The organism is Branchiibius cervicis, assembly GCF_042661605.1.
GTDB lineage: Bacteria > Actinomycetota > Actinomycetes > Actinomycetales > Dermatophilaceae > Branchiibius > Branchiibius cervicis.
In genome coordinates, this window is the sequence record NZ_JBHSWJ010000002.1 from 1,841,115 (window position 1) to 1,864,405 (window position 23,291).

Sequence of the window (23,291 nt, forward strand, 5' to 3'; positions counted from 1 at the left end):
GGTTACCGCTTCTTGGTGGCGTCCACCCACAGGACCATGCCGTCACCCAGTTTGGTCAGCACCGAGATCTTCGTCCCGGAACCGGCCGTCTTGACCGAGGCGTACGGGCTTTCGGCGCTCCAGTACTTGGTGGCACTGGAGTCATCGAAGGTACGGACCGCGGCCTGCGAGGGGACCTTGGTCTCGACGCCCTGGCGGTGCAGCGTCAAGGCATCGGTCCGCTCGGTGCCGAAGGTGGCGTCGAACGGCGAGATGCGGTTGGACATCAACTGACCGGTCGACCACTTCAGCGGTGCCGGATGAGCGTCAACCGGCAGCACCAAACCGCCACCGGGGTGGGTGAAGACGTTGTTGTTCGCGAACTCGTTGTTCACATAGGAGACCAGCAAGCCGTCCTGATAGGGGAAGTGCTCCACGTAGTCAGGTTTCGGAGCCGGGCTCCAACCGAAGTTGTACGGACCCTCCTTGAGCGTCTTGTCGTAGCCGGAGTAGCGGCGGTACTCGGCCAGGTAGTAGTGCGCGACCTGTTTGGAGGTGGACCCGCCCATGCGGGTGAACCCGCTGGGCGCCCACGCGCTGGTGGTCGACTCGACATCGTCAACGGCCGTGGAGCCGTCCACGGTCAAGGCGAGGTCGTCCAGGAAGGCTCCGGCCTCGTTCACGCCGCCGTCGGTCTGGTAGAGGAAGCGGAACTTGACCTTCTGTCCCTTGTAGGCCGACAGGTCGTAGTTGACCGAACCCCATTGCGGCGCAGAGCCGGTGATGGCGTTACCGACGTTGGTCCACGTGCCGCCGCCGTCGGTCGACACCTGCGGATACAGGTAGTCGTAGCCGTCTTCGATGTCGTACCAGATGGCGGCCGACAGCGACGCCGTCGAGGCACTGGTCAGGTCCAGGTCGCGGGTCAGCGACGAGGTGTAGTTGTCGCCGCGACCGCTCCACCATTCGTAGGAACCGGACTTGGGTTTGTTGTAGTCCGTGACGACCGTCTTGTTCGGGAGCGTGACCGCGAGGGCCTGCGGCTTGCGGCGGTTGTCCAGGTCCGCCGGGCCGAGGTTGACCAGTGCCCGCGAGCCGTAGGAGACCGTCTTGAAGTCGAGCCAGCCCAACTGCAGCTTCTCCCAGGCGCCCATGTAACCCGGGGTCGTCCCGATGTCGTCCTTGCCGTGGTTCAACCAGGAACCGGCACTCATCAAGGTCCAGAAGGACGTGGAGTTGGTGGCCATGTTGGTGGTGTCGTAGAGGTCCGGCAGACCCAGGTCGTGACCGAACTCGTGGGTGAAGACGCCGAGGCCGCCGTTCTCCGGCTCGGTCGTGTAGTCCGCGACCCAGATCCCGGTGTTACCGATCTGCACGCCGCCGCCCTTGTTGGCGCCGGGGCCGGTGCTGCCGTAACCGTAGCCAACCGCCCAACGGTGGCTCCAGATGGCGTCCTCGCCCTGCGCGCCGCCGCCGGCCTCCTCGCCCTCACCGGCGTGGATGGCCTGGAAGTGGTCGATGTAGCCGTCCGGCTCATCGAAGTTACCGTCGCCGTCGTAGTCGTAGCGGTCCCACTTGTCGAACTGCGACAGGTAGTCCTTGATCTGCGCGTCCGTCTTGCCGGAGGCCTTCTGCTGGTTGTACCAGGCGGTCAGCGTGTCGCTGATGTAGGCCCAGTAGCCGACAGCATCGTTGGCGTACTTGTTACTGCCGTAGGCCGCTTCGTTGTAGGGCAGCGTCACCCAGTCCGAGACGTCACCTTCGACATCGAACCGGCCCTGTGACTGCGCCTTGTAGAAGTTCTTGAAGGATTCGCCCTTGGTCCCGAACATCATGTCCAGGTAGTGCTTGCGGTCGAAGTTGCTCTCCCAGTAGGTCGAGTTGTCCTGCGCGCGGTCCGGCTTGGCGATCTGGTTGACCAACGGACCGGCGGTCCCGCCGGCGGCCGGTTTGGTCGCCGTACCGAACTGGGACAGCACGGTGAAGATCGACGCAGTGCGGTCCACGTCGTACTCGACGTAGCGGCTCTGCTTGCCCTTGGTCCCCTTGGACCCCTTCTTGCCCGAGGAGCCGCTGGTCTCCGACTGCACCTCGATGACGGTCTTACCGTTCACCTCCTTGGTGCTGGCCCTACCCTGGACGAGTTTGGTGACCGCCTCCTGCCGCAACGCAGCGGCCGCGTCGGCGCGCGGGCTGGGATAGTTGTCCTTCTGGGCCTGCTGCTGATCCGGTCCGGCCGGGCCGACGGCAGGGACCGAGAGGGCACCAGCACCGGTGGCGGTGAGGGTCAGGCCCAGACTGATCACGGTGGCACCCGTCAAGGCGCCCACGAGACGTACTTTCACAATTCCTCCGTGTGGGAGTCGGATCGGCGGCGGGGTTACGCACGCCTGAGAGGATCTTGCAAGGTTTTCCGGTGTTTTGGTGGGAAACTGACAGGTCATTTTCAGGAACTACGATGCGTCCATGAGCGAACAGACCGCGCCGTACGGCGCCGGCACGCCCGCGCCCCGCCGGCGCACGCGGATCGTGCATCTGCTGGAGGCCAAACAGCGCGGCGAACGATGGGCCATGCTCACCGCGTACGACCGGGCGTCGGCCTCGATCTTCGACGAAGCCGGGATTCCCGTTCTGCTGGTCGGCGACTCGGCGGCGAACAACGCTCTCGGTTACGACACCACCCTGCCCGTGACCACCGATGAGTTGCTCCCGCTGGTGCGCGCAGTCGTGCGCGGAGCCCCCAACACGCTGGTTGTCGCGGACCTGCCCTTCGGCAGTTACGAGGTCAGCCCGCAGCAGGCGCTGAAGACCGCCGTGCGGTTCATGAAGGAGGGGCAGGCGCATGCGGTGAAGCTGGAGGGCGGCGTCGAGATGGCGCCGGTCATCGAAGCGATCACCGCCGCCGGGATCCCGGTGATGGCGCACATCGGCTTCACCCCGCAGAGCGAGCACGCCCTGGGCGGTTACCGGGTGCAGGGTCGTGGGCAGGAGAAGGCGCAGGAATTGCTGCGCTCGGCACACGCGGTCCAGGAGGCGGGAGCGTTTGCCGTCGTATTGGAGATGGTGCCCGCGCCCATTGCCGCCAAGGTGACCGAACAGCTGACCATCCCGACGATCGGCATCGGCGCCGGCGTGGGGTGTGACGCCCAGGTGCTGGTCTGGTACGACTTCGCCGGCCTGAACGACCGGAAGATGCCGCGCTTCGTCAAGCAGTACGCCGATCTGCACGGCACCCTGCTGGCGGCCGCACGCGAGTACAAGGCCGAGGTCGAGGCCGGGACGTTCCCCGGGCCCGAGCATTCATTCGACAGCTGAGCTCGGCCTTCACACCGACCGCCGCGGCACGGCCCGCCACATCTGCAGGGCCGCCACCAGACCGATCCCGCCGGAAATGGCGATAGCCGGACCCAGTCCGAGCAGCGCCGTGAAGGCGGCGAGCAGCAGCGGGCCTGCGGTGCCGCCGATGTCGGACATCTCCCGCCAGATGCCGAGGAACTGCGCGCGGCCCAGATCAGGTGCGAAGTCCGCGCCCAACGTCATGACCATGCCGGCGCCGATCCCGTTCCCGAAACCGAGAATGCACGAGACCAGGGTCAACGTCGCGACCCCGTGGGTGAGCGGCATGGCCAGCATCGACAGACCCATCACCAGCATCGAGGGCACCGTCACCCACCGCCGGCCGCGGACGTCCATCACCTTGCCGGCCGGGTAGAAGACCAGCATGTCGATGGCGCCGGAGACGCCGTAGATCACCGAACTGACCTGCGGGCTCAGCCCCAGGTGCTCGGCCCACAACGGGATGACCGCCTGGCGTGATTGGCGTACGGCGGACACCAGCAGGATGCCGACGCCGACGGTGGCGAAGACACTCCACTTCTCGCGCAGGATCGTGCGGACCCGCGGCGGCGCAACGGCATCCGGTGCCGTGCGCGCGGCCAGCCCGTGACCGGGTAGGTCCTGCAAGGTCGCCCCGAGGACGCCGGCCAGCAGGAGCGCGACGACGCACACGACGTACGCCCCCGCAGATGCCAGACGACCATCGCGGCCGCACCGAGGAACGGACCGATGAAGACACCGACCCGCATGACGCCGCCCAGGGTGGACAGCGCGCGAGCGCGGTACTGAGCCGGAACGGCTTCGGTCAGATACGTCTGGCGGGCCAGCAGGAACACCGAACTGGCGATGCCGATCAGGAAAACGCCCACCGAGAAGACAGCGAGGTTGCCGGCGACCAGACACAGCACGGTGGCCGCCACCCCCAGGGCCGAGGCTCCCACGATGGCCAACCGCTCGCCGTACCGGTCGCAGATGATCGAAGCGGGCACATTGAAGACCAGCGAGCCGGCGTTGATCAGCATCACCATCAAAGCGGCCACGGCGACGGAGGCACCGAACGATCGGGCGGACAACGCGATCACCGGCAGGATCGCGCCCTCGCCCAGGCCGAAGAGCAGGCTCGGGCCGTAGATCGGTAACGCCAGTCTGCGCAGGTCGGCCGGGGTGTCGTAGGTGGTGTCCGGTTGCGTCGGTTGCGAAAGGTTCACCACATAACCAACTTTATACCTTCTCTATGTACTCGCTCGTTGCGTCGTCACGTGGCCGGGCCAGGACGCGCTGACCCAGGGCTGCAGTGAGCGCGAGCGATGCACCGGCGGCCAACGGCACCACGTAGGCGTGCGCGCCGCCAACGTGATCGGCCACCACTCCGCCGACGGCCGACCCCGCGGCGACTCCGACCAGCATGGCCGTGAGGACCACGCTGAGTGCCTCGTTGATCTGATGCACCGGGATCAGTTGCTGGGTCAGGTTCATAGAGGTCACCAGGGCCGGCGCGGCGGCCAGCCCGGCGAGAAACATCAGGACGGCGAGTACGCCGACCGACTGGGCCAGCAGGATGGGCGCCTGCATCACCACGAGGATCACCGCGGAGACCAGAAGAACCCGTCGCATCGGCATCCGCACCGTACGCGTGCCGAAGCCCAGGGCAGCAATGGCCGACCCCAGGGCGAACGTGCCCAGAACGATGCCGGCCAGGCTCGCGTGACCGAACTGTTTGCTGACAGCGATGGTGACGATCTCGTTGCTGCCGAAGATCACTCCGACCAGGAACAGGCACACCGCGAGGACCTGGATGCCGGGTTGCACGATGGCCAGGGTGGGTTGGTGCACGTGCTCGGCACGAGCGGGCGGCTCGGTGCGCCGGTTGGCCATCAGCAGAGCGGTGCCGCTGGCGTAGAGCACCACCGCGAGAATGAATCCGGACTCGGGGAACAAGATGGTGGCCAGGGCTGCGGCGAGCGCCGGCCCGATGACGAAGGAGATCTCGTCGGCCACCTGCTCCAGGGCCATGGCCGAGTGCCGCAGATCGTCGGGAGCCAGGTGCACCCAGCGTGCCCGCGACATCGTCCCGATCTCCACGACGATCGCACTGAGCGAGTAGGTGACGAACAGCGTCCAGGTCGGCCAGGACAGCAGCGAGGCCAGCACGGTCATGACCGACCAGATCACACCCCAGGCCACGAGCGGCAGAGCGATACGCCGTTGACCGTGGGTGTCGATGAGGCGCCCGACGATGACCGCGGTAATGGCGAAGACCATCAATCCGACCGCGGAGACCGCGCCGGCCAGTCCGTAGGAACCGGTCCGACCCGAAATCATCGCGACGATCGCAACGCCGAACATGGCGTTGCCGAGGCGTCCGACCGCGGCACTGACAACGAAAGAACGTGCCCCCGGCAGCGAGAGGAGGCGGCGGTAGGCGTTCAGGTCAGCGCTGTCCTTCGTCGTTCCAGCGACGGTCCTCTTCGTCCCACTGCTCGGACTTCTCGTGTGCCGTCTGCAGGGCGTTCTGCGCCGCCTCCGGCGTGTCGTAGGGGCCCATGACGTTGGCGTTGGGCGAGCGGTCGTCGTCGGACTCCACCTGCGCGGTATCGACGTTGTACCAGTACTGCATAACGGCTCCTTGCGGCATCGAACGGGATCGGGGCCAGCCTATGCGTCGTCGCCTGTGACCGCTCATCGTGGCGTGGGTCATAGACTCATCAGCTATGAGCGCGACGTACCCCTTGGCATTGACGTAGGCGGCAGCGGGATCAAGGGGGCGCCGGTCGATCTGTCGACGGGGCAATTCGCCGCCGACCGGCTGCGCATCGAAACCCCGCAGCCGTCCACACCGGCCGCCGTCACCGAGGTGATCGCGCAGATCGTCGAACACTTCGAGGATCAGATCCGCGGCGAGGCGATCGGCATCACCCTGCCTGCCGTGGTCACCCACGGCGTGGTGCGCACCGCCGCCAATATCGACTCCGGGTGGATCGGGATGGCGGCGGAGGAGATGCTGAGTTCGAAGCTGGGCCATCCGGTCACCGTCGTCAACGACGCGGACGCCGCCGGCGTCGGCGAGCTGCACTACGGGGCGGCACGCGACCACGAAGGCCTGGTGCTGGTCTCGACGCTGGGCACCGGCATCGGCAGCGCCTTGCTCAACGAAGGCGCGCTGGTCCCCAACACTGAGCTGGGCCACCTGGAGATCGACGGTCACGACGCCGAGCACAAGGCGGCGGACAGTGCCCGCGACCGCGAGGATCTGTCCTGGGAGAAGTGGGCCGAGCGGTTGCAGCGCTACTACAGCCACGTGGAGGACCTGCTCTGGCCGGACCTGATCGTGGTGGGCGGCGGCGTCAGTAAGAAGTCGGAGAAATTCCTTCCCCTGCTACACCTGCGGGCACCGATCGTGGCGGCTCAGCTGGAGAACGCCGCCGGGATCGTCGGCGCTGCCTGGTTGGCCGACGCACGCTCCCAGGCTGCGAAGAAGTAACCGCTACTTCCGGCGCAGCTTGCCGATCGCCGACGACACCTGCGACTTCGCCTGCGGCAGATACGTTTTCGCTGTCTTGCGGACGACGGGCAGCGCCCTGCTGTACGGCGCGTAGAGCGGTGAGAGCGGTTTGTCCCAGGTGCCGATCAACTGGTCCTCGTGCTTGGCGAACTGCCGCTTGAAATCGGAGATGCCGTCGTTGAGCAGGCCGTTGAAGTCGTAGCGTTGCACTCCGATGGCCTTCATCTGTTGCATCGCGTAGAACTTCAGGCCGTAGTTGAGGCGCAGCTTCTGCCCGCGAGGTGACACCCCGCCGTACAACTCGAAGGCGGTGCGCGCGGAGGCGACCAGCCACACGAAGGCGACGACCTGCTCATCCTCCCAGGCGGCCAGCAAATGCGAGTCGCCGCCCATCAGGTCGCGGATGCCTCGGTGGTACCCATCGTCATGGACCGCGAACCCGTTGCGTTCACCGGTGGCTCGGTTGATCGCAAGAACAGCGTCCAGATCCCGGTCGTGCACGACCTCGCCGAAACGAACTTCCGTGTTACGCAATGACTTACGGACGTTCTGGCGGGTGGTCGAGGTGAACGAGGCCAGGATGGCGTTCTCGTCCGGAGTCAGATCCACGATGAGCGTGTGCGGGATGAGTCCGGTGTTCTCGGACCGGCTGAACCCTGCTGCTTCCAGCCCGGCCAGCCATCCGCTGACCGGCTCGGTGAGCTTCTGGGCGATGACCTCGTCGGCGGAAGGTCCCTTGTCGCCCTTGGCCGGCTGGGCCACCGGGGAGAACGGCTCGGGCCAATCCGGCTCGATCGTCAGTGCCAGCGGCTTCCGGCTCGTCTTCACGTAGTCCGCGATGGCCTGCAGGACCCGGACCCGGTCGCCCTCGGCGGCTTGCGGGCCGCGTGGGATGTAAGCCAGGCAGCTGACCGGGAGTTTGCGGAAGAGCACCTGGGCCGAGCCGATGACTTTCTCGTCGTCATGCACCACTAGCCGGGTGACGTCCCATTCGTAGCGCGCCTTGAGCGCGCCCCACCCCCACAGTTGCAACGGGTGGCCGCCGGCGTCGTTGACGATGCCGTTCCAGGCGGATTCGTCCTCGACGACGGTGACCTGCAGGCTCATGGCATCAACCCTAGCCACGTCCGCTCAGCGTGCTCGCGCCGCCTTGAAGGACTTCTTGTCGACCTTGCCGGTCACCTCGAAGGTGCGCTTGTCCTGACGCTCGGCGTAGCCCTGCTTGGCCAGCCGGTGCCACACCACGGGGCACTTCTTGCAGCGCGTGCTGGACTTGCAGCACTTCTTCTTGGTTCTCACGACCGGCACGGTTCCAGCTTAGGCGAGCCTTCCCTTGGAGCGAAACCGTCGACCCATGCCCTACCTGTGCATCTGCAGTCATGTATGTACAAGTACCAACAACTTGCTTTACGCTGCTCGACACCAAGTGTGTTCGCGGTCACAGTGCAACTGCCGTCCGCGGTGTCTAAGGAGCAGAAATGAGCGCTGTCCGCGCATTCGTAGGAATCGACGCCGGCACCACAGGGTGCACGGTCATGATCTTCGACGAACACGGAAACCGGCTGGGCGAGGGTTATCAGGAGTACCCCTGCATCTCCCCTCGCGCGGGCTGGGTCGAACAAGACGTCGAGGACGTCTGGCGGGGTATTTGCGCCGCCACCAAGGAGGCGGTCACCTCGGCCGCGCTACCTGACGAGGCCTATCAGTCGGTGGGCTTCTCCAGCCAGCGCGGCACGTTCCTGCTCCTGGACGAGGACAAGAACCCGCTGGCCAACTCCATCGTGTGGAACGACGGTCGGGCGCTGAAATACCAAGCCATCTTCGGTGAGCAGATCAGCCCGGAGGATTACCAGACGCTCACCGGCATGCAGCTGTCGCCGCTGTGGTCCGCCGCCAAGATCGCATGGCTGCGGGACAACGAACCGGATCTGTTCGCGCGCACCCGGTGGTTCGCCAACGGCCAGGAATACTTCCTGTACCGCCTCGGCGCTGACCAGTGGGTGACCGACCCCGCCTCGCTCACGCTCAACGGGATGCTCGACATCGAGAAGCTGGACTGGAGTGACGAGGTCCTGGCCCTGTGCGGGATCGACCGTGACCGGCTCCCCCGGTCGGCATTCCGTCCGGGCAGGCCGGCGTCGTCTCGCCAGCCGCCTCCTACGCAACGGGATTGCCCGTCGGCGTTCCATTGTGCCGGGGCGCTGGAGATCAGCAGTGCGCCGCGATCGGTGCCGGCGTCGTACGCCAGGGCATGGCGGAATTCACCGTCGGCACCTCCGGGATCATGGTCGCCCACCTGGACGGACTGGACCGCATCCAGGGACGCAACCTGTGGTGGGGTGGCCACGCCGTGCCCGGCGCGTGGGATATCGAAGGCGGAGCTTTCGCCCTCGGTGCGAATCTCAAGTGGTGGCGGGACAACTTCGGCAGCGACGAGCTGGCGGAGGCGGAGGCACAGGGTCGCAGTGTGTACTCGGTGATGGTGGACAAGGCGGCCACCTCACCCGCCGGTGCGAACGGGCTGCTGTTCCATTCCTTCCTCACCAGCCAGGTCACGCCGTACTACGACGCGGCGTCCAAGGGCGGCTGGTTGGGGCTGGGCATCCACCACACCCGCGCCGATATGCTGCGGGCCCTGCTCGAGGGCTGCGCCCACGAGATGCGCATGGTCGTGGACGCCTTCCGCAGCGACATCGTCGGGGGCATCACCGACCTGCGGCTGACCGGTGGCGGCACCAAGTCCGACGGATTCGCCCAACTGATGACCGACATCATCGGTCTGCCCACCAAGGTCACCCGCGAGCGCGAGTGCACCGTGCTGGGCGCAGCGATCCTGGGTGCCTATGGCGCCGGGGCGTTCGCGTCGATCGACGATGCCGTCGGGGCAATGGTCAACGTCGAGGGTGAGTTCACCCCGAGCGAGTCCACGGCGAAGCTCTACGACGAGCTGCACCAGGTCTACCGGGGAATGTATGAAGCCATGGCCAGGGCCGGCCAGTACGACGCGCTGGCCGAGGTGTCCGCGCGCTACTTCTGATCGGCGTACGTCGATCAGTCCAGCTCGGGAGTCACCGCACCCTGGCCGCGGAAATCCTGCAGGTGCACTCCCCCGTCGATGCCAAACCCACTGATGTGGCCCAGATACATGGCGCGGCCCGCCTCACTGGCGGTCCCGTCGTGGATCGGGACGAGCAGGCGGGGCCGGATCCGCCGGACGAACGCGATCGTGTCCTTCACCGCCGACCAAGGGGCGGTGACGGGCACGGCCAGGATGTCGATCGGCGTACCCGGGTCGGCGTCCAACGCATCCCCCGGATGGAACAGCGTCAGTCCCCCGCCGCTGATCACCAGACCGGTGTTGTCGATGCGCGGGATATACGGATGGATCTCGGCATGCTGGGAGCCCACCGGCGTGACGGTGAGGTCGCCGATCGTGAGTGCCTCGTCGCCGCCGGTCCACGGCTGCAACGAATGAGCATCGTCACCGAACTGTGCGGCCGATTGGGAGTCGGAGTAGATCGGTACGTCCGGGTTGGCGGCGAGCACCGTCGCCAACTGCTCGCCCGTCACGTGGTCGGCATGCTGATGGGTGATGAAGACGGCGTCCAGGTTATCGACACCGCTCACGTCGGAGAATCCGCCGGGATCCACCAGAACCCGCGTCGACCCGGTGTCGATGAGGACTGCTGCGTGGCCGAGATGCGTCAATTCCATGGGTTCAACCGTACGATGGACTCCCGTGAAGTTCCTGCACTCCTCACCCGCATATGACCTGACGTACAACGACGTCTTCATGGTGCCGTCGCGCTCCAACGTGACCAGCCGGCTCGACGTGGATCTGACAACGGCGGACGGGACCGGCACCACGATCCCGCTGGTCGTCGCCAACATGACGGCCGTCTCCGGTCGCCGGATGAGCGAGACGGTTGCCCGCCGCGGCGGCATCGCGATCCTGCCGCAGGACATTCCGATCCATGCGGTCCGCGAAACCATCGACTACGTCAAGTCGCGGCACACCGTCTACGAATCACCGGTCACCGTCACCCCCGACGCACCCGTCTCCTCGGTGCTCGCCCTGCTGGGTAAGCGCGCCCACCGCGCAGCCATTGTCATCGGGCCGGCCAAGGAGCCGGTGGGCATCGTGACCGAACGACACCTGTTGGAGCGCGACCGCTTCGAAACGGTCGGCGACGTCATGACCCGGGATCTGGTGGCCGTGCAGGACGGCTCGAGCCTGGCGGACGCCTTCGATCTGCTGACCGACAAACACCTCGACGTCGTCCCGGTGGTCGGCAACGGCACCTTGCTCGGCGTACTCACCAAACGCGGCATCCTGCGTTCGGGCATCTACACGCCCGCGGTCGATGACCGGGGCCGGCTGCGCCTCGGCGTGGCGATCGGGATCAACGGAGACGTGCAGGGCAAGGCCGAGGCCATGCTCGAAGCCGGCGCCGACGTCCTGGTCGTCGACACCGCTCACGGCCACCAGGACAAGATGCTCGACGCACTGAAAGTGGTGCGCGGCGTACGCGATGCGTCTGGTCGCGCCGATGTGCCGATCGCCGCGGGCAACGTGGTGACCGCGGACGGCGTGTCCGATCTGGTCGGCGCGGGCGCGGAGATCATCAAGGTCGGTGTCGGTCCCGGTGCCATGTGCACCACCCGCATGATGACCGGCGTCGGTCGGCCGCAGTTCTCGGCGGTGCTCGAATGCTCCACGGCAGCAACGGAACTCGGTGCTCACGTGTGGGCCGACGGTGGGGTGAAGTACCCGCGGGACGTCGCCCTCGCCCTCGCCGCGGGTGGCGCCAACGTGATGATCGGCTCGTGGTTCGCGGGGACGTGGGAGTCTCCCGGCGACCTCAACCGCGACCACGACGGGCGTCTCTACAAGGAGTCCTTCGGCATGGCGTCGGCGCGCGCTGTGCGCAACCGCACCTCGACCCAATCCGCCTACGACCGGGCCCGGTCGGCGATGTTCGAAGAGGGCATCTCCTCCTCGAAGATGTTCCTGGCCCCCGAACGGCCCGGCGTTGAAGACCTGATCGATCAGATCATCGCCGGGGTCCGCTCGTCCTTCACCTACGCGGGCGCCCGCACCATCGGGCAGTTCCACGAGCGCGCCACGGTGGGGGTCCAGTCAGCCAGTGGGTACGACGAGGGCAGGCCGCGCGAAACTTCCTGGTGACAAGGCAAATTTGCGCGTCAACCGGGCAGAGGTCCCGGGGCGGTTCGATAAGGCCTCGCTCAGCACGGCCAGCTCCGACCACCACGTGTCGGTCCGACGACGCCGCATCGGATCGGCGCCGGTCGCGACGCTCGCCAACGGCTCCGGTGAGACCAGACCTTCGCGCACCGTCGTGACGACGTGTGCCGGACAGGTGCCATCAGCCGACGCAAGCCAGGTGACGGCGCATCGCGCGACCCTCGCCGCCAACAGCCGATCCGCAGGACTGGGCGAGCCACCGAACTGTGTCTGACCCGGCACGACCTGGTGCATCGTGAACCGGCCGTCCCCGAATTCCTCGAAAGCGCGGCACAATTCGTCAGTCGTCAGTGCACCGGCAGCGCGTTCGCCGCGGATGACCAACCCCAGTCGCTGACCCTGATCCACGCTGCGCGCCAGTCGTTGCGCATCCTCGCGGATGATGGCGGCATCCACCGGTTCCTCCGGTACGTAGACGCGAACCGCACCCCCGGCGAGGCCCGCGACAGTGGGCAGATACCCACAGGCATCCCCTCCGGTCTCGACCACGATGCACCGCACCTGCGAAGTACCCAGGTGGCGGATCCGATCGGCGTTGGAGACGATCCAGTTGACCGCCGAGTCGGCGCCGACGCAGGTCTCCGTCCCCGGAACGTCCCCGCCGATCGAGGCCGGGATCACCACGGTCGGCACCTCCAGCGCCGCCAGGCGGGTCGCCTGCTCGTACGCCGACCAACCGCCCAGCACGACCAACGCGTCGAGGCCGTGTTTCTCCAGCGCGGCGCCGACGTCGGAAAGATCGACAGGTCTCGCGTCGCCGCTGATGACGCGGGAACCGGCCTCGCCGGCCCAGCCGCAGACGCTGTCCCAATCCAGTCTGCGCACCTGTCCCGTGACCAAACCCGCCAGCCCGTCGTCGATCTGCGCGAACTCCAGCCCCTCGGACAGACCCAGGCGCACCAGCGCCCGGACGACGGCGTTCATCCCCGGCGCGAGCGGTCCCTCCACCAGAACGCCCACCCGGCGAGCGTCCTCCTGCGGGCTGCGCGGGACGGCCCGGGCCATGGCGTCGCTGGTGCGCACCAGATCCCCGAACGCTGCGCCGCGCAGCGCCCGGACCCCGGCGCCGTCTCCGTGTTGGGCACACTGCGCGATCTGACCGGCCCGCGCGAGGGCATCGCGCAGCAGGGACAGTTCCGGCCGGGTGCCGCGAATGCCCACCAGGTGCGCATCGGCCGTCAGATCGGCATCGACCGCGGCACGTGCGGCGGCAGCACCCATGAGCGAGGCGACCACGCGGTCGGCCGCGCTCGGCACTCCCCGCGCTGCACATGCCCGGGGACGGTCACGCGGGTCTCGTCACCGAGCAGCCGCTCGATCGCAGCACGCACTTCGCCCGCTGTGATCGGGGCGCCTGCCGCATTGCGGGCACCCTCAGCCACGACGACCACGCTGTTGCGCCGGCCTGCCGCACGGCCCGCGCCCAGCAGGGTGCACATCTCGTGCTGCCAGTCCGGGCCGACGGGAGTCTCCGGCAGAAGGACGTAGTCGGCGCCGCCCGCGATGGCCCCGGCGGCGGCCAGATAGCCGCAGTTTCGGCCCATCACCTCGACCACGAAGGTCCGCTGGTGACTGGTCGCGGTCGCTTCGAGCGCATCGATCGCGTCGACGATCTGCCGCAGTGCGCTATCGGTCCCGACCGCCACATCCGTGCCCGGCAGGTCGTTGTCGATCGAGCCGGGTACGCCGACGATCACCACGCCCCCGTGGCGCTCTGCCTCGGCGGCGGACAGCTCACCGGCGGCCACCGCCTCGGCCAGCAATTGCGACCACTCGTCGTGCAGCAGCAGCGCACCGGTCAGACTGCCATCGCCACCGATGACAACTATTCGGTCGATTCCTTTGCGCACGAGTCGGATTGCGGCTAACCGGCGACCGGCGCGCTCGCGGAACGCCGTCGAGCGAGCAGTGCCCAGCATCGTGCCGCCGCGATCCAGCACGCGCGACACGTCATCCCACCCCAGCTGTTCGATACGTTCCGTCGCACCCGCAAGCCCGTCGTACCCCTCATGCACGCCGAAGACCTCGACGCCCAGGTGCAACGCGGTTCTGACGACCGCGCGAATAGCAGCGTTCATCGCCTGCGCGTCCCCGCCGCTGGTGAGCACCGCGAGGCGCGCCGATCGAGGGTTCACACCTTCTTCCGCGGAAGGTAGAGGTCGGTGATGGTGCCCTCCCAGACCTCGGCTGCCATCCCCAGCGTCTCCGACAATGTGGGGTGGGCATGGACGGTCAGGGCCACGTCCTCGGCCAGCGCACCCAGTTCGATCGCAAGGGTCGCCTCGGCGATGAGTTCGCCCGCCGCGGGGCCGACGATGCCCGCGCCGAGAATCCGGCCCGTCTGCGGCTCCACGACCAGCTTGGTCAGACCCTCGTCGCGACCCAACGACAGCGACCGGCCCGAGGCAGCCCATGGGAAAACCCCCACCTCTACGTCGACGCCCGCTGCGGCCGCCGTGTTCTCCGTCATCCCCACCCAGGCCACCTCGGGGTCGGTGTAGGCGACACTCGGGATCAAGGTGGTGTCGAAACCGCTGGACTGTCCAGCGGCGTTCTGAGCGGCCACGCGTCCCTCGTGCACGGCCTTGTGCGCGAGCATCGGGTTGCCGACGACATCCCCGATCGCGTAGATGTGCCCAACGTTCGTGCGCTGCTGTGAATCCACCGAGATGAAGCCGCGTTCATCCACGTCCAAACCGGCGACCTCCGCGTCGATCAACCCACCGTTGGGCACCCGCCCCACCGCGACGAGAACTGCATCGAATTGTGCTGTCGCCGGGGCTGATTCACCACTGAAAGACACCGTGATGCCACTCGGCGTGGCATCGACGGCCGTGACGCTGGTCGAGGTCCAGACCGCGTCGTACTGCCGCGAGATGCGCGCGGCGAGAGGTGCGATCAGATCCGCATCGGCGCCGGGCACCACTTGCGGCGCCAGTTCCACCACCGAGACCGCCGAGCCAAGCTCGTGATAGACCGCCGCCATCTCCAAGCCGATGATGCCCCCGCCGATGACCAGCAGCCGCTTCGGGATCTGTCGCAGCTCGAGGGCGCCCGTCGAGTCGAAGACTCGTGGATCGTCGTACGGGACGAAGGGCAGTCGGACCGGTCGGGAGCCCACGGCAACGATTGCCTGCTCGAAACTCACCGTCGTGGTCCGGCCGTCGTCGTCGGCGACCTCGATCGTGTGTGACCCCGTGAAGCGACCGACGCCTACGACGGTCTGGACCTTGCGCTTGCGAGCCAGGCCGGTCAGGCCGCCGGTCAAGCGTCCGACGACACCGTCCTTCCAGCCGCGCAAGGCGTCGATGTCGACGGTCGGTGCTCCGAAGCTGATACCCCGCTCCTGCATCTCCCGCGCTTCGGACAGCACCTTCGCCGCGTGCAGCAGCGCCTTCGACGGGATGCACCCCACGTTGAGGCATACGCCACCCAACGCGGGGCGATCGTCGATGAGCACGACCTCGCACCCGAGGTCAGCGGCGCGGAACGCAGCGGTGTACCCACCCGGGCCGCCGCCGAGCACGACGACCTGGGTGGTGAGGGAGGTACTGCTGCTCATCCTGGTATTTCCTTGCGTTGATCGGGAATGGTTGGTGGTCAGGCGAAGGCGCGTAGCGCTGCGGCGAGTTCCCGGTGGTCACCGGCCGCCTCGGTCACCGGTACGCCCGCCATCGCTGCGTCGATCGCCTGACGCATCGCGTCGGCGCCGGCAGCCGGTCCGTCCGGGTGGCCCTGGATCGCGCCGCCGGCGCCCAACACGATGTCGGTGCCGAGATCATCGATGTACGTCGCGACCACACCCGGGTGCACCCCGCCGCCGACGATGGGCATGGCGGACTTCACCCCTGGCCTGGGCAGTGAGATCTGCTGTGCAGTCCGCAGGTATTGCAGCCGGGCGAGCGGGTACCCGCCGTACGGCGTTGCCATCAGGACGAAGTCGGCGCCGGCCACCCTCGGCAGCAACCCTGCTGCGATCGGCGATGCCATGCCGGAGGCCGGGCCCTCGTAGAACGGTGCCACGCCGGCGAAGTGACCGAGAATCGGAACATCGGCCACCTCGGCGAGAGCCTGCACCGCGCCGTACCCGACGCTGGCAAAGGCGACCATGAGCGCTCGCGCGCCGTTGTCGACCGCGGCCGTGGCGTGTTCCAGCATCCGGTCCGGGCGGTCGGTGACGTTGGGGATGTACACCACGTCCCGACCGGTCACCTGCCGAGCACGCTCGGCGGCAGCTGTGTAGGCCTTGACCCGATCGGGCACCGGAGAAAACTCCGGCGAACCCATGAGCTCGTCGTCCTTGATCATGTCGACCGCGCCGAGCGCGGTCTGGTAGAAGATCTCCGCGCCCGCTTCGGGCGTCAACCCGGTGCACGGCTTGATCATGTTCAGCAGCAACGGACGGTCGGGGACGCCGAGCAGGTCACGGATACCCTCGACTCCGAAACGCGGTCCGCCGATCGCTGCGGCAAACCGCGGTGGCACTTGCACGTCGATCAGTTTCGCTTGCACCGACGTCGAACTGTCGTTACCGAGGATCGTCGTGAGAAGCATCGGGATCGATGGCCCGATGTTGACGGTGGGTACTGCGACCTGCACGACGTAGCCGCTGACATCTGGCTGCTGTGTGGCGAGATCAACTGGCGGGCAGGGTAGTACGCCGATCACGCGGCCGACGTGCCGATCGCGCATCTCAGCCGTCACGCCGGGTACCTCGACCCAGGTTCCGATGCTCTGTCCCACGGCAAACCCAGCCGCACGAGCCAGAACGTCTGCAGTAGAGGGAAGTTCGAGATAGTAACTGCCGACGACGTACTCCTGGTCCCCCGCGGCAAGCTGCTCCGGAAGGCAGAACACGTCGTTGCCCTTGGCCGTCATGACGCCACCTCCGGCCAGGAATTCACTTCCTGCATCAGGAATTCAGCCGCTCCCTCGTCCGCGTGATGTCCGGCGACGGCCACGGCCACCTCATGCACCGACGGATGGGCGTTGGCCATCGCCACCGGACGTCCGACGCGGGCCAGCCAGCGCACGTCGTTGCCGCCGTCACCGATGCCCAGCACGCCGTCAGGGTCGATCTCCAGCCGCCGGAACAGCCACTCCAAGGCGCCCCACTTGTCCCCATCCTGGGCCGACAACTCCCAGAAGGTCGGAAGCGAACGGGTCACGCGCGGAAGGGCTTCGGTCACGATGTCACCGATGGCGTCCAACTGCGCGGCGGTCCCGTTCAACATGATTTTCAGAACGTCCTGGGGTGGCGGCTCTGGCGCAGCGACAACCTCGATCTCACCGTCGCCCAGCTGCGCGAGCTCGGCTTTCAGTCGCTCACTGGTGACGAAAATCTGCTCCGGCGTCCACCAGGTGAGGGCGGCGCCGGTGCGGCGATGCAACTCGATCATCGTCGAGACGTCAGCCGGGGCGACCGTCCGCACGCGCAGCCGGTCACCGCTGACGGGATCGACGACCAGCGCGCCGTTGCAGGCGATGGCCGGAGTCGTCAGTCCCGCGCGCCGGGCGATGGCCAGAACATTCGCCTCGGAGCGACCGGTGGCCAGGATGACGGGGACACCCCGCCGCTCGAGAGCGGCGAGGGTGTCCAACGTCCGCGGTGAGACCTGATGGTCGGCGCCCGCGATGGTTCCGTCGACGTCCGCAACGACTGCGGCCGGGATCTCTACGGGTGCCGGCACGGTTCTCCTCTTGGTTGGCGACGAACGGGTGTCAGGTCGGTCAGCTGAACAAGGCCGCAGCCACCAGAATGATGGTCGTAGCCGGCCAGATCGCGGCCGCGGGAGGATCGATGTGGGTGTCGCCCTGGTTGTACCAGAGCCGCGCGAACAACTCACCCAGCCACGCACCCAGGATCCCGCCGAGGACACCGATGAGAATGGCCGCGGTGTGGTTGCCGTGCACGATTGGCAGGAAGGCCGCGGCGGCCACCCCAGCGGGCAACGTGATGTGGTGAGTCACCGGGAACGACACTCCCAAGCCCAGGAAGATCAGCGACAGGGCCGACAAACCGAAGGCAAACGTCTTGGCTGTCGCACCAAGGTCCGGGTACGCAGTGGACAACAACACCGTGATGCCGGCGGCGAACAGGCCGACGAATGCCCCGAGCATGGTCGCTGGCACGAACCGCTCGTGGTACTTGATCCAGCGAGCCTCGTCGTACGGTGCGAAGCGGCCCCAGCCGCTGGCCCCGTCGGGCCGCGAGCCGGACTTGGGGAACAGTCCCGTGCGGCCGAACAGCAGGCGGGTGGCAATGGCCATCACAATCACGGTGAACGCGATGGTGTCGGTGTGCGTGCCGAACCAACCGATTGCGGCGACGACCTGGTTGACGCAGTAGCCGAGCATCCCGGCCACGACGCCCACCAGCAGAACGTCCCACTGCTCCAAGGAGATCAGCGGAACACCGATGTCCTTGCCGCCGACGATGGGAGCATCGTCCGGTGCCGGACCGGCGTTCTCAAGATCCACCACCGACACATCGCGCGGCCGGTCCAGATCCGCCGTGCCCGCACCGGACATCGCCGCGACGGCGGCGGGAGCGACCGCCAGATCGGCGGCCCTCTCCGCCACCCGGGCCGCCTTGCGCCCGGCGTACGCGACGGCGGCGACACCGCCGACGAAGGCGACGTGCGGACCGAGGAACGGGCCGAACGCCACGGTGTTCAGGAAACCGGCCGAGCCGCCCGCCATCAGGATCGCGTTACCCAACAACACCGCCAGTCCGGTGAAGATGAACGCGTTGAGGCCGCCGATCGCGGCGCCCAAGAAGCCCCCACCTGCTGCGAGCAGGAGCATCAGTGCATCGAATGTCATTCCAGTTGACCTTCCGGGAGCTGTGCTTTCGCACTGCCTGGTGAGACCAAAGCACGGGTAAGAAGTGTGATCTGGCTCTCAATGATGGTCGGGACACTAGCTGGCTATACAAGTTTATACAAGTGCTTGACTGTACTTGTACGAGCGGTCTACCTTCTGAGCACCCCCTGTGATCCGACTCACATCGCGTCACCTGCTCTGCCCCCGCTACTCCCATAGCGCTTCACCGTCAGAACGGATAGACCCATGGCCACATACATTCTCGGGATCGACGAAGGCACCACCAGCGCACGATCGTTCGTCATCGATCAGGACTGCACGATCGTCGGATTCGCCCAGCAGGAGCTGACTCAGCACTACCCCAAGCCGGGTTGGATCGAGCATGACGCCACGGAGATCCTGAACACCCAGCTGGAGGTCATTCGCGCGGCGCTGCGCGATGCCAACCTGACCCCGTCAGATCTCTCAGCGGTGGCGCTGACCAACCAGCGCGAGACCGGCATCGTGTGGGAGAAGGACACCGGCCGGCCCATCCACAACGCGATCGTGTGGGCCTCCCGACAGACCGTCGACGTGGTCGAGCGGTGGGCCCAGGCCGGTCACGGCGATCTGATCCAGTCCCGCACCGGACTGATTCCCGATGCCTATTACACCGCCTCGAAGATCCGCTTCATCCTCGACGCCGTCCCCGGCGCACAGGAACGCGCGGAACGTGGAGAACTGCTCGCCGGCACCGTCGACACCTGGCTGATCTGGAATCTCACCGGCCGCCAGTCCTTTGTCACCGACTACTCCAATGCGTCCCGCACGATGATGATGGATCTGCAGACTCTGCGCTGGGACGACGATCTCCTGGCGATCTACAACATCCCCAAGACCATGCTGGCCGAGATCGTCCCGTCCGACGCGGTCGTCGGTGACATCGAAGCAACCTTCGGTTCGCCGGTCCCCATCGCCGCCAACCTCGGCGATCAGCAGGCCGGCCTGTTCGGCCAGGCCGCCTACGAGCCGGGTCTGTCCAAGATGACCTACGGGACTGCCGGAGTGCTCAACATCAACTGTGGTGACAAGCCCCAACTGATTCCGGGCTTGACCCCGAGCGTCGGCTGGGGCGTCCAGGGCAAGGTCGCCTACGAGATCGAGGGCGTCCTCTTCGCCATGGGAAAGACCATGCAGTGGCTGCGTGACGACCTGAAACTCATTCACGCCGCCCCCGACTCGGAGTGGTACGCCGGTCAGGTCCCGAGCACTGACGGGGTCTACCTGGTGCCCGCCTTCACCGGCCTTTCGGCGCCGGACTGGGATCCTTACGCGCGGGCAGCCATCATCGGGATGAGCAACGCGACCAGCCGCCTGCACATCATCCGTGCCGCCGTGGAGTCGATGACCTATCAGACGCGGGACGTGGTCGAGGCCGCCCGGCAGGGCACCGGCGCCGTGGACATCGCCGAGCTGCGCGTGGACGGCGGCGCGGTGAAGAACAACTTCCTGTGCCAGCTCACCGCCGACATCCTGGGCATTCCGGTCGTGCGACCCAAGGTCGCCGAAGCCACGATCTTCGGCACCATGCTGTTGTCGGGCCTGTCCACCGGCATCTTCGCCGACCTGGACGAGGTCTCCGCCAAGTGGCAGGTGGACCGCCGCTTCGAGCCCACGATGAGCCGCGACCAGGCCGACGCGATGTACGACGGCTGGCGCGCCGCCCGCGATCTGACGCGCGGATGGACCAACCGGGTGGTGCCCGCCTGAGCCGCGCAGCACCATCACGAACGCACGAATCGATGCCAGCACCGGCTCCCGGTGCTGGTATCGGCACACAACCAGACAGTAAGGGTGGGCAATGGCCGTACTCGGAGCAACCGACGCAGCACAACTCGCAGCGCGACACTACGACCTGGTGATCGTGGGTGCCGGCATCAACGGCGCGGCGATCGCACGAGAGGCCGCCTTACGCGGCCTCTCCGTGGCAGTCCTGGAGCGTGCCGACATCGGGTCGGGCACGTCCTCCTGGTCGAGCCGGCTGATTCACGGCGGACTTCGCTACCTGGAGCACGGCGAGCTGCGGCTCGTGCACGAGTCCCTGCACGACCGCGAGCGGCTTCTTCAGATCGCACCGCACTTGGTCAAACCGCTGGGCTTCGTCGTACCCATCTACCGGCACAACCACAAGCCCGGTTGGATGTTCCGGATCGGCATGGTGCTCTACGACGCGCTGTCGTCCGGGAAGTCGTTGCCGCGCCACCGGAGCATCGGCAAGAAGGCGGCCGCCGTCGAGTTGTCCTCCCTGGACCCCGATGGTCTGACCGGCGGGCTGCACTACTACGACGGCCAGGTGGAGTACGCCGAGCGTCTGGTCCTCGAAACCCTCCTGTCCGCAGTCGAATCGGGTGCCACCGTTCAGACGTACGCCGCCGTCGAGGAGATCACGTGCGCCTCCGGTCGTGCCACCGGTGTGCGCTACACCGATCTGACGACGGGTGCCGAGCACACCGTGTCCGCAGAGGTGGTCGTCAACGCGGCCGGGCCGTGGCTGGATGAGTTGGCGGGTCTCGTGTCGCTGGAACGCATGGTGGGCGGTACCAAGGGTGCCCACCTGGTAGTCGATCCGTTCCCCGGTGCGCCCGCCGAATGCATTTACTACGAGGCGCGTTCGGACAATCGCGCCGTGCTGGTCATCCCGTGGAACGATCGCTATCTCATCGGCACGACCGATGAGCGGTTCACCGGTGACCCGGGGACGGTCGCCGCCGACGAAGACGATGTCGACTATCTGATCCGCGAGACCAACGCGCTGATCCCCAGCGCCGGCCTGAGCCGGGAGAGTGTCTTGTTCACGTACGCCGGCGTTCGGCCCCTGCCGTACCGCCCCGACGGTTCGACCGGCGACATCCCTCGGTCGCATCTGATCCTGACCCACCCCCAGGTCGAGCGGCTGGTGAGCATCGTCGGCGGCAAGTTGACGCCGCACCTCTCGCTCGGGGTCCAGACGGTGGACGTCGTCGCGAAGCTACTGGGAGTCTCGACTCAGCCGTCGCACGCCGACACCACTGCCCTACCCGGCGCCGCCGATCAATGGCTCGCAGTCGCAACGCAATTGGCCGACGAGCTTCGCGCTCAGGGCGTGCCGGATGTCGTCATACGCCGTCTGATCAAGGTGTACGGCGCGCGGTGCCGCCAGCTCATCGACCTCATCCGGCGAGACCCGGCAGCCGGCCGGGTGATCGGCGAGGGACGAGACGCCGTACTGACCGCCGAGATCGACATCGCGATCCGTGGCGAAGGTGCGACCCACCTGACGGATCTGCTGCACCGACGCACCATGGTGGGCCTGGAGCCGGATCTGGGACGGTCGGTGGATCGCGAGGTCGCCGAAGCGGCAGCACCCTTGATGGGCTGGGACTCCGCCGACATCGACTGCGAGGTGCGCGCGCATCGCGAGTACGTCGAGCAGCGGCTGCGCGGCGGACTTCAGCCTGCGCGCGACACGGTGCCGGCATGACCGCCGGCGTTCCACCCCTGCCCGCCACCTTGATCGGGACCAGTACCAAGTCGTATCTCGGGGCGGAGGCGGCGAGAGCCTGGGGCCCGACCGTCCTGGGCCGCTTGCAGGCCTCCGGAGTGGACCCGGGAAGCACCTACATCTGCCCTGCCTTCGCGTTGATCCCGCTGTTACGCGACGGTTTCGGCGCCGGCGGCGGGCTGGTCGGTGCCCAGGATGTGTCCGTCCATCCCCCTGGTCCTTTCACCGGAGAGGTCAGTGCCCCGTTGCTGGCCGAGCTGGGGGTGCGGATGGTGATGGCCGGCCACCCGGAACGTCGACGCCTGTTCGGCGAATCCGACGACACGGTCTTGGCCAAGGTGAGAGCGACGGCCCGAGAAGGCATGGCCCCGGTCGTCGTCGTGGGTGAGGCGGTGGAGGGCGAATCCGCCGTGGCTGCCGTCAGCGCCCAGATCGATGCCGTCATCGGCGACACGGACTGCCCGGGCGGATTGGTGGTGGCCTATGAGCCGGCCTGGGCCATCGGACGCGATCGACCGGCACCAGCCGAGCACGTCGTCGACGTTGTGGCAGCACTCCGGAGTCTCCTTGCGCCCCGGGGTGATTCGGTGCGGGTCCTGTACGGCGGCAGTGCTCAGCCGGGGACGTTCACCGCCATCGCCGAGGCCGCCCAGGGCGATGCGCAGGCAGTGCCGGACGGCGTCTTCCTCGGCCGCGCCGGCGTCGATCCTGACAGCTTCGCCGACGTCGCCACCGAAGTGTGGAACATTCGCCGCGAGTAGGTTGTCTAGGGTCGTATATACATGTATGGTGACTGCACGCACCCGGGTCGTTGTGTCGTTCTGACCACTCCGGCTGCACCCGTCTCCCGACGTTAGGACAGC

At 67.1% G+C, this 23,291-nt stretch carries 21 protein-coding genes and 1 pseudogene; 8 read left to right on the forward strand and 14 right to left on the reverse strand.

The annotated features are described in order from the left end of the window. Positions 1-2 precede the first annotated feature (2 nt). Positions 3-2,324: an immune inhibitor A domain-containing protein gene (locus tag ACFQBT_RS09645; RefSeq protein ID WP_377822268.1), complete on the reverse strand. Its 2,322-nt coding sequence runs from the start codon at positions 2,322-2,324 to the stop codon at positions 3-5. 121 nt (positions 2,325-2,445) lie between these two features. Here ACFQBT_RS09645 and panB point away from each other — a divergent pair, with 121 nt between their 5' ends. Then, the gene (gene panB / locus ACFQBT_RS09650; RefSeq protein WP_377822270.1) at positions 2,446-3,294 is read left to right on the forward strand and encodes a 3-methyl-2-oxobutanoate hydroxymethyltransferase; all 849 of its coding nucleotides are present in this window, start codon (positions 2,446-2,448) and stop codon (positions 3,292-3,294) included. 9 nt (positions 3,295-3,303) lie between these two features. On the opposite strand, the gene ACFQBT_RS09655 is transcribed toward panB, so the two are convergent. The 4 genes from ACFQBT_RS09655 to ACFQBT_RS09670 are packed head-to-tail and all read right to left on the reverse strand — an operon-like array spanning position 3,304 to position 5,932. Beyond that, entirely contained in the window at positions 3,304-3,813 is a 510-nt protein-coding gene (locus tag ACFQBT_RS09655) for an MFS transporter (RefSeq protein WP_377822272.1), read from the reverse strand. Further along, a complete protein-coding gene (locus ACFQBT_RS09660; RefSeq protein WP_377822273.1) occupies positions 3,750-4,523 on the reverse strand; it encodes an MFS transporter in 774 nt (257 codons plus the stop codon). The genes ACFQBT_RS09655 and ACFQBT_RS09660 overlap by 64 nt, the downstream gene beginning before the upstream one ends. Positions 4,524-4,536: 13 nt before the next feature. Beyond that, positions 4,537-5,745, reverse strand: a complete 1,209-nt coding sequence (locus tag ACFQBT_RS09665) for an MFS transporter (protein ID WP_377825427.1) — start codon at positions 5,743-5,745, stop codon at positions 4,537-4,539. A 1-nt stretch (position 5,746) separates the two neighbouring features. Beyond that, positions 5,747-5,932 carry a methionine aminopeptidase gene (locus ACFQBT_RS09670; protein ID WP_377822275.1) on the reverse strand — a complete coding sequence of 62 codons (186 nt, stop codon included), beginning with the start codon at positions 5,930-5,932 and terminating at the stop codon, positions 5,747-5,749. A gap of 72 nt (positions 5,933-6,004) precedes the next feature. On the opposite strand from ACFQBT_RS09670, the gene ppgK reads away from it, so the two are divergent. Continuing rightward, a complete protein-coding gene (ppgK, locus tag ACFQBT_RS09675) occupies positions 6,005-6,796 on the forward strand; it encodes a polyphosphate--glucose phosphotransferase (RefSeq protein WP_377822277.1) in 792 nt (263 codons plus the stop codon). 3 nt (positions 6,797-6,799) lie between these two features. Here the strand turns inward: ppgK and ACFQBT_RS09680 are convergent, their stop codons facing one another. Both ACFQBT_RS09680 and ACFQBT_RS09685 read right to left on the reverse strand, forming a co-directional pair. Continuing rightward, complete coding sequence (locus tag ACFQBT_RS09680) at positions 6,800-7,924, reverse strand: lipid II:glycine glycyltransferase FemX (RefSeq protein ID WP_377822279.1); 1,125 nt, start codon at positions 7,922-7,924, stop codon at positions 6,800-6,802. Between the two features lie 24 nt (positions 7,925-7,948). After that, positions 7,949-8,125: a hypothetical protein gene (locus tag ACFQBT_RS09685; RefSeq protein ID WP_377822281.1), complete on the reverse strand. Its 177-nt coding sequence runs from the start codon at positions 8,123-8,125 to the stop codon at positions 7,949-7,951. A 170-nt stretch (positions 8,126-8,295) separates the two neighbouring features. Here ACFQBT_RS09685 and ACFQBT_RS09690 point away from each other — a divergent pair. Next, positions 8,296-8,916 (forward strand): annotated as a pseudogene (locus ACFQBT_RS09690) (xylulokinase); the annotation flags it as partial. A 185-nt stretch (positions 8,917-9,101) separates the two neighbouring features. Further along, positions 9,102-9,854 carry an FGGY-family carbohydrate kinase gene (locus ACFQBT_RS09695; protein WP_377822283.1) on the forward strand — a complete coding sequence of 251 codons (753 nt, stop codon included), beginning with the start codon at positions 9,102-9,104 and terminating at the stop codon, positions 9,852-9,854. A 14-nt stretch (positions 9,855-9,868) separates the two neighbouring features. On the opposite strand, the gene ACFQBT_RS09700 is transcribed toward ACFQBT_RS09695, so the two are convergent. Next, complete coding sequence (locus ACFQBT_RS09700) at positions 9,869-10,531, reverse strand: MBL fold metallo-hydrolase (protein WP_377822284.1); 663 nt, start codon at positions 10,529-10,531, stop codon at positions 9,869-9,871. 25 nt (positions 10,532-10,556) lie between these two features. On the opposite strand from ACFQBT_RS09700, the gene ACFQBT_RS09705 reads away from it, so the two are divergent. Further along, positions 10,557-12,005 (forward strand): GuaB1 family IMP dehydrogenase-related protein, encoded by a 1,449-nt coding sequence (locus tag ACFQBT_RS09705; RefSeq protein WP_377822286.1) that lies wholly within the window; start codon positions 10,557-10,559, stop codon positions 12,003-12,005. Here ACFQBT_RS09705 and ACFQBT_RS09710 read toward each other — a convergent pair. Genes ACFQBT_RS09710 through ACFQBT_RS09735 form a run of 6 tightly spaced genes read right to left on the reverse strand, consistent with a single transcriptional unit; the run spans position 11,958 to position 18,908 of the window. Then, positions 11,958-13,304: a 6-phosphofructokinase gene (locus tag ACFQBT_RS09710; protein ID WP_377822287.1), complete on the reverse strand. Its 1,347-nt coding sequence runs from the start codon at positions 13,302-13,304 to the stop codon at positions 11,958-11,960. The two genes, ACFQBT_RS09705 and ACFQBT_RS09710, sit on opposite strands and share 48 nt — an antisense overlap. Further along, positions 13,262-14,218: a 6-phosphofructokinase gene (locus ACFQBT_RS09715; protein WP_377822289.1), complete on the reverse strand. Its 957-nt coding sequence runs from the start codon at positions 14,216-14,218 to the stop codon at positions 13,262-13,264. Before ACFQBT_RS09715 ends, ACFQBT_RS09710 begins: the two co-directional genes overlap by 43 nt. Beyond that, positions 14,215-15,645 (reverse strand): dihydrolipoyl dehydrogenase, encoded by a 1,431-nt coding sequence (gene lpdA / locus ACFQBT_RS09720; protein ID WP_377822291.1) that lies wholly within the window; start codon positions 15,643-15,645, stop codon positions 14,215-14,217. Before lpdA ends, ACFQBT_RS09715 begins: the two co-directional genes overlap by 4 nt. 38 nt (positions 15,646-15,683) lie before the next feature. Beyond that, a complete protein-coding gene (locus ACFQBT_RS09725) occupies positions 15,684-16,961 on the reverse strand; it encodes a RuBisCO large subunit C-terminal-like domain-containing protein (protein ID WP_377822293.1) in 1,278 nt (425 codons plus the stop codon). Further along, positions 16,958-17,773 carry an HAD family hydrolase gene (locus ACFQBT_RS09730; protein ID WP_377822295.1) on the reverse strand — a complete coding sequence of 272 codons (816 nt, stop codon included), beginning with the start codon at positions 17,771-17,773 and terminating at the stop codon, positions 16,958-16,960. The genes ACFQBT_RS09725 and ACFQBT_RS09730 overlap by 4 nt, the downstream gene beginning before the upstream one ends. A 40-nt stretch (positions 17,774-17,813) precedes the next feature. Beyond that, positions 17,814-18,908 carry a DUF7973 family transport facilitator gene (locus ACFQBT_RS09735; RefSeq protein ID WP_377822297.1) on the reverse strand — a complete coding sequence of 365 codons (1,095 nt, stop codon included), beginning with the start codon at positions 18,906-18,908 and terminating at the stop codon, positions 17,814-17,816. A 246-nt stretch (positions 18,909-19,154) separates the two neighbouring features. Between ACFQBT_RS09735 and ACFQBT_RS09740 the strand changes: the two genes are divergently transcribed. The 3 genes from ACFQBT_RS09740 to ACFQBT_RS09750 all read left to right on the forward strand — a co-directional run bounded on the left by ACFQBT_RS09740 (position 19,155) and on the right by ACFQBT_RS09750 (position 23,189). Continuing rightward, positions 19,155-20,657 (forward strand): FGGY family carbohydrate kinase, encoded by a 1,503-nt coding sequence (locus tag ACFQBT_RS09740; protein ID WP_377822299.1) that lies wholly within the window; start codon positions 19,155-19,157, stop codon positions 20,655-20,657. 91 nt (positions 20,658-20,748) lie between these two features. Continuing rightward, positions 20,749-22,407, forward strand: a complete 1,659-nt coding sequence (locus tag ACFQBT_RS09745) for a glycerol-3-phosphate dehydrogenase/oxidase (protein WP_377822300.1) — start codon at positions 20,749-20,751, stop codon at positions 22,405-22,407. Beyond that, positions 22,404-23,189 (forward strand): triose-phosphate isomerase, encoded by a 786-nt coding sequence (locus ACFQBT_RS09750; RefSeq protein ID WP_377822301.1) that lies wholly within the window; start codon positions 22,404-22,406, stop codon positions 23,187-23,189. The genes ACFQBT_RS09745 and ACFQBT_RS09750 overlap by 4 nt, the downstream gene beginning before the upstream one ends. Positions 23,190-23,291 lie beyond the last annotated feature (102 nt).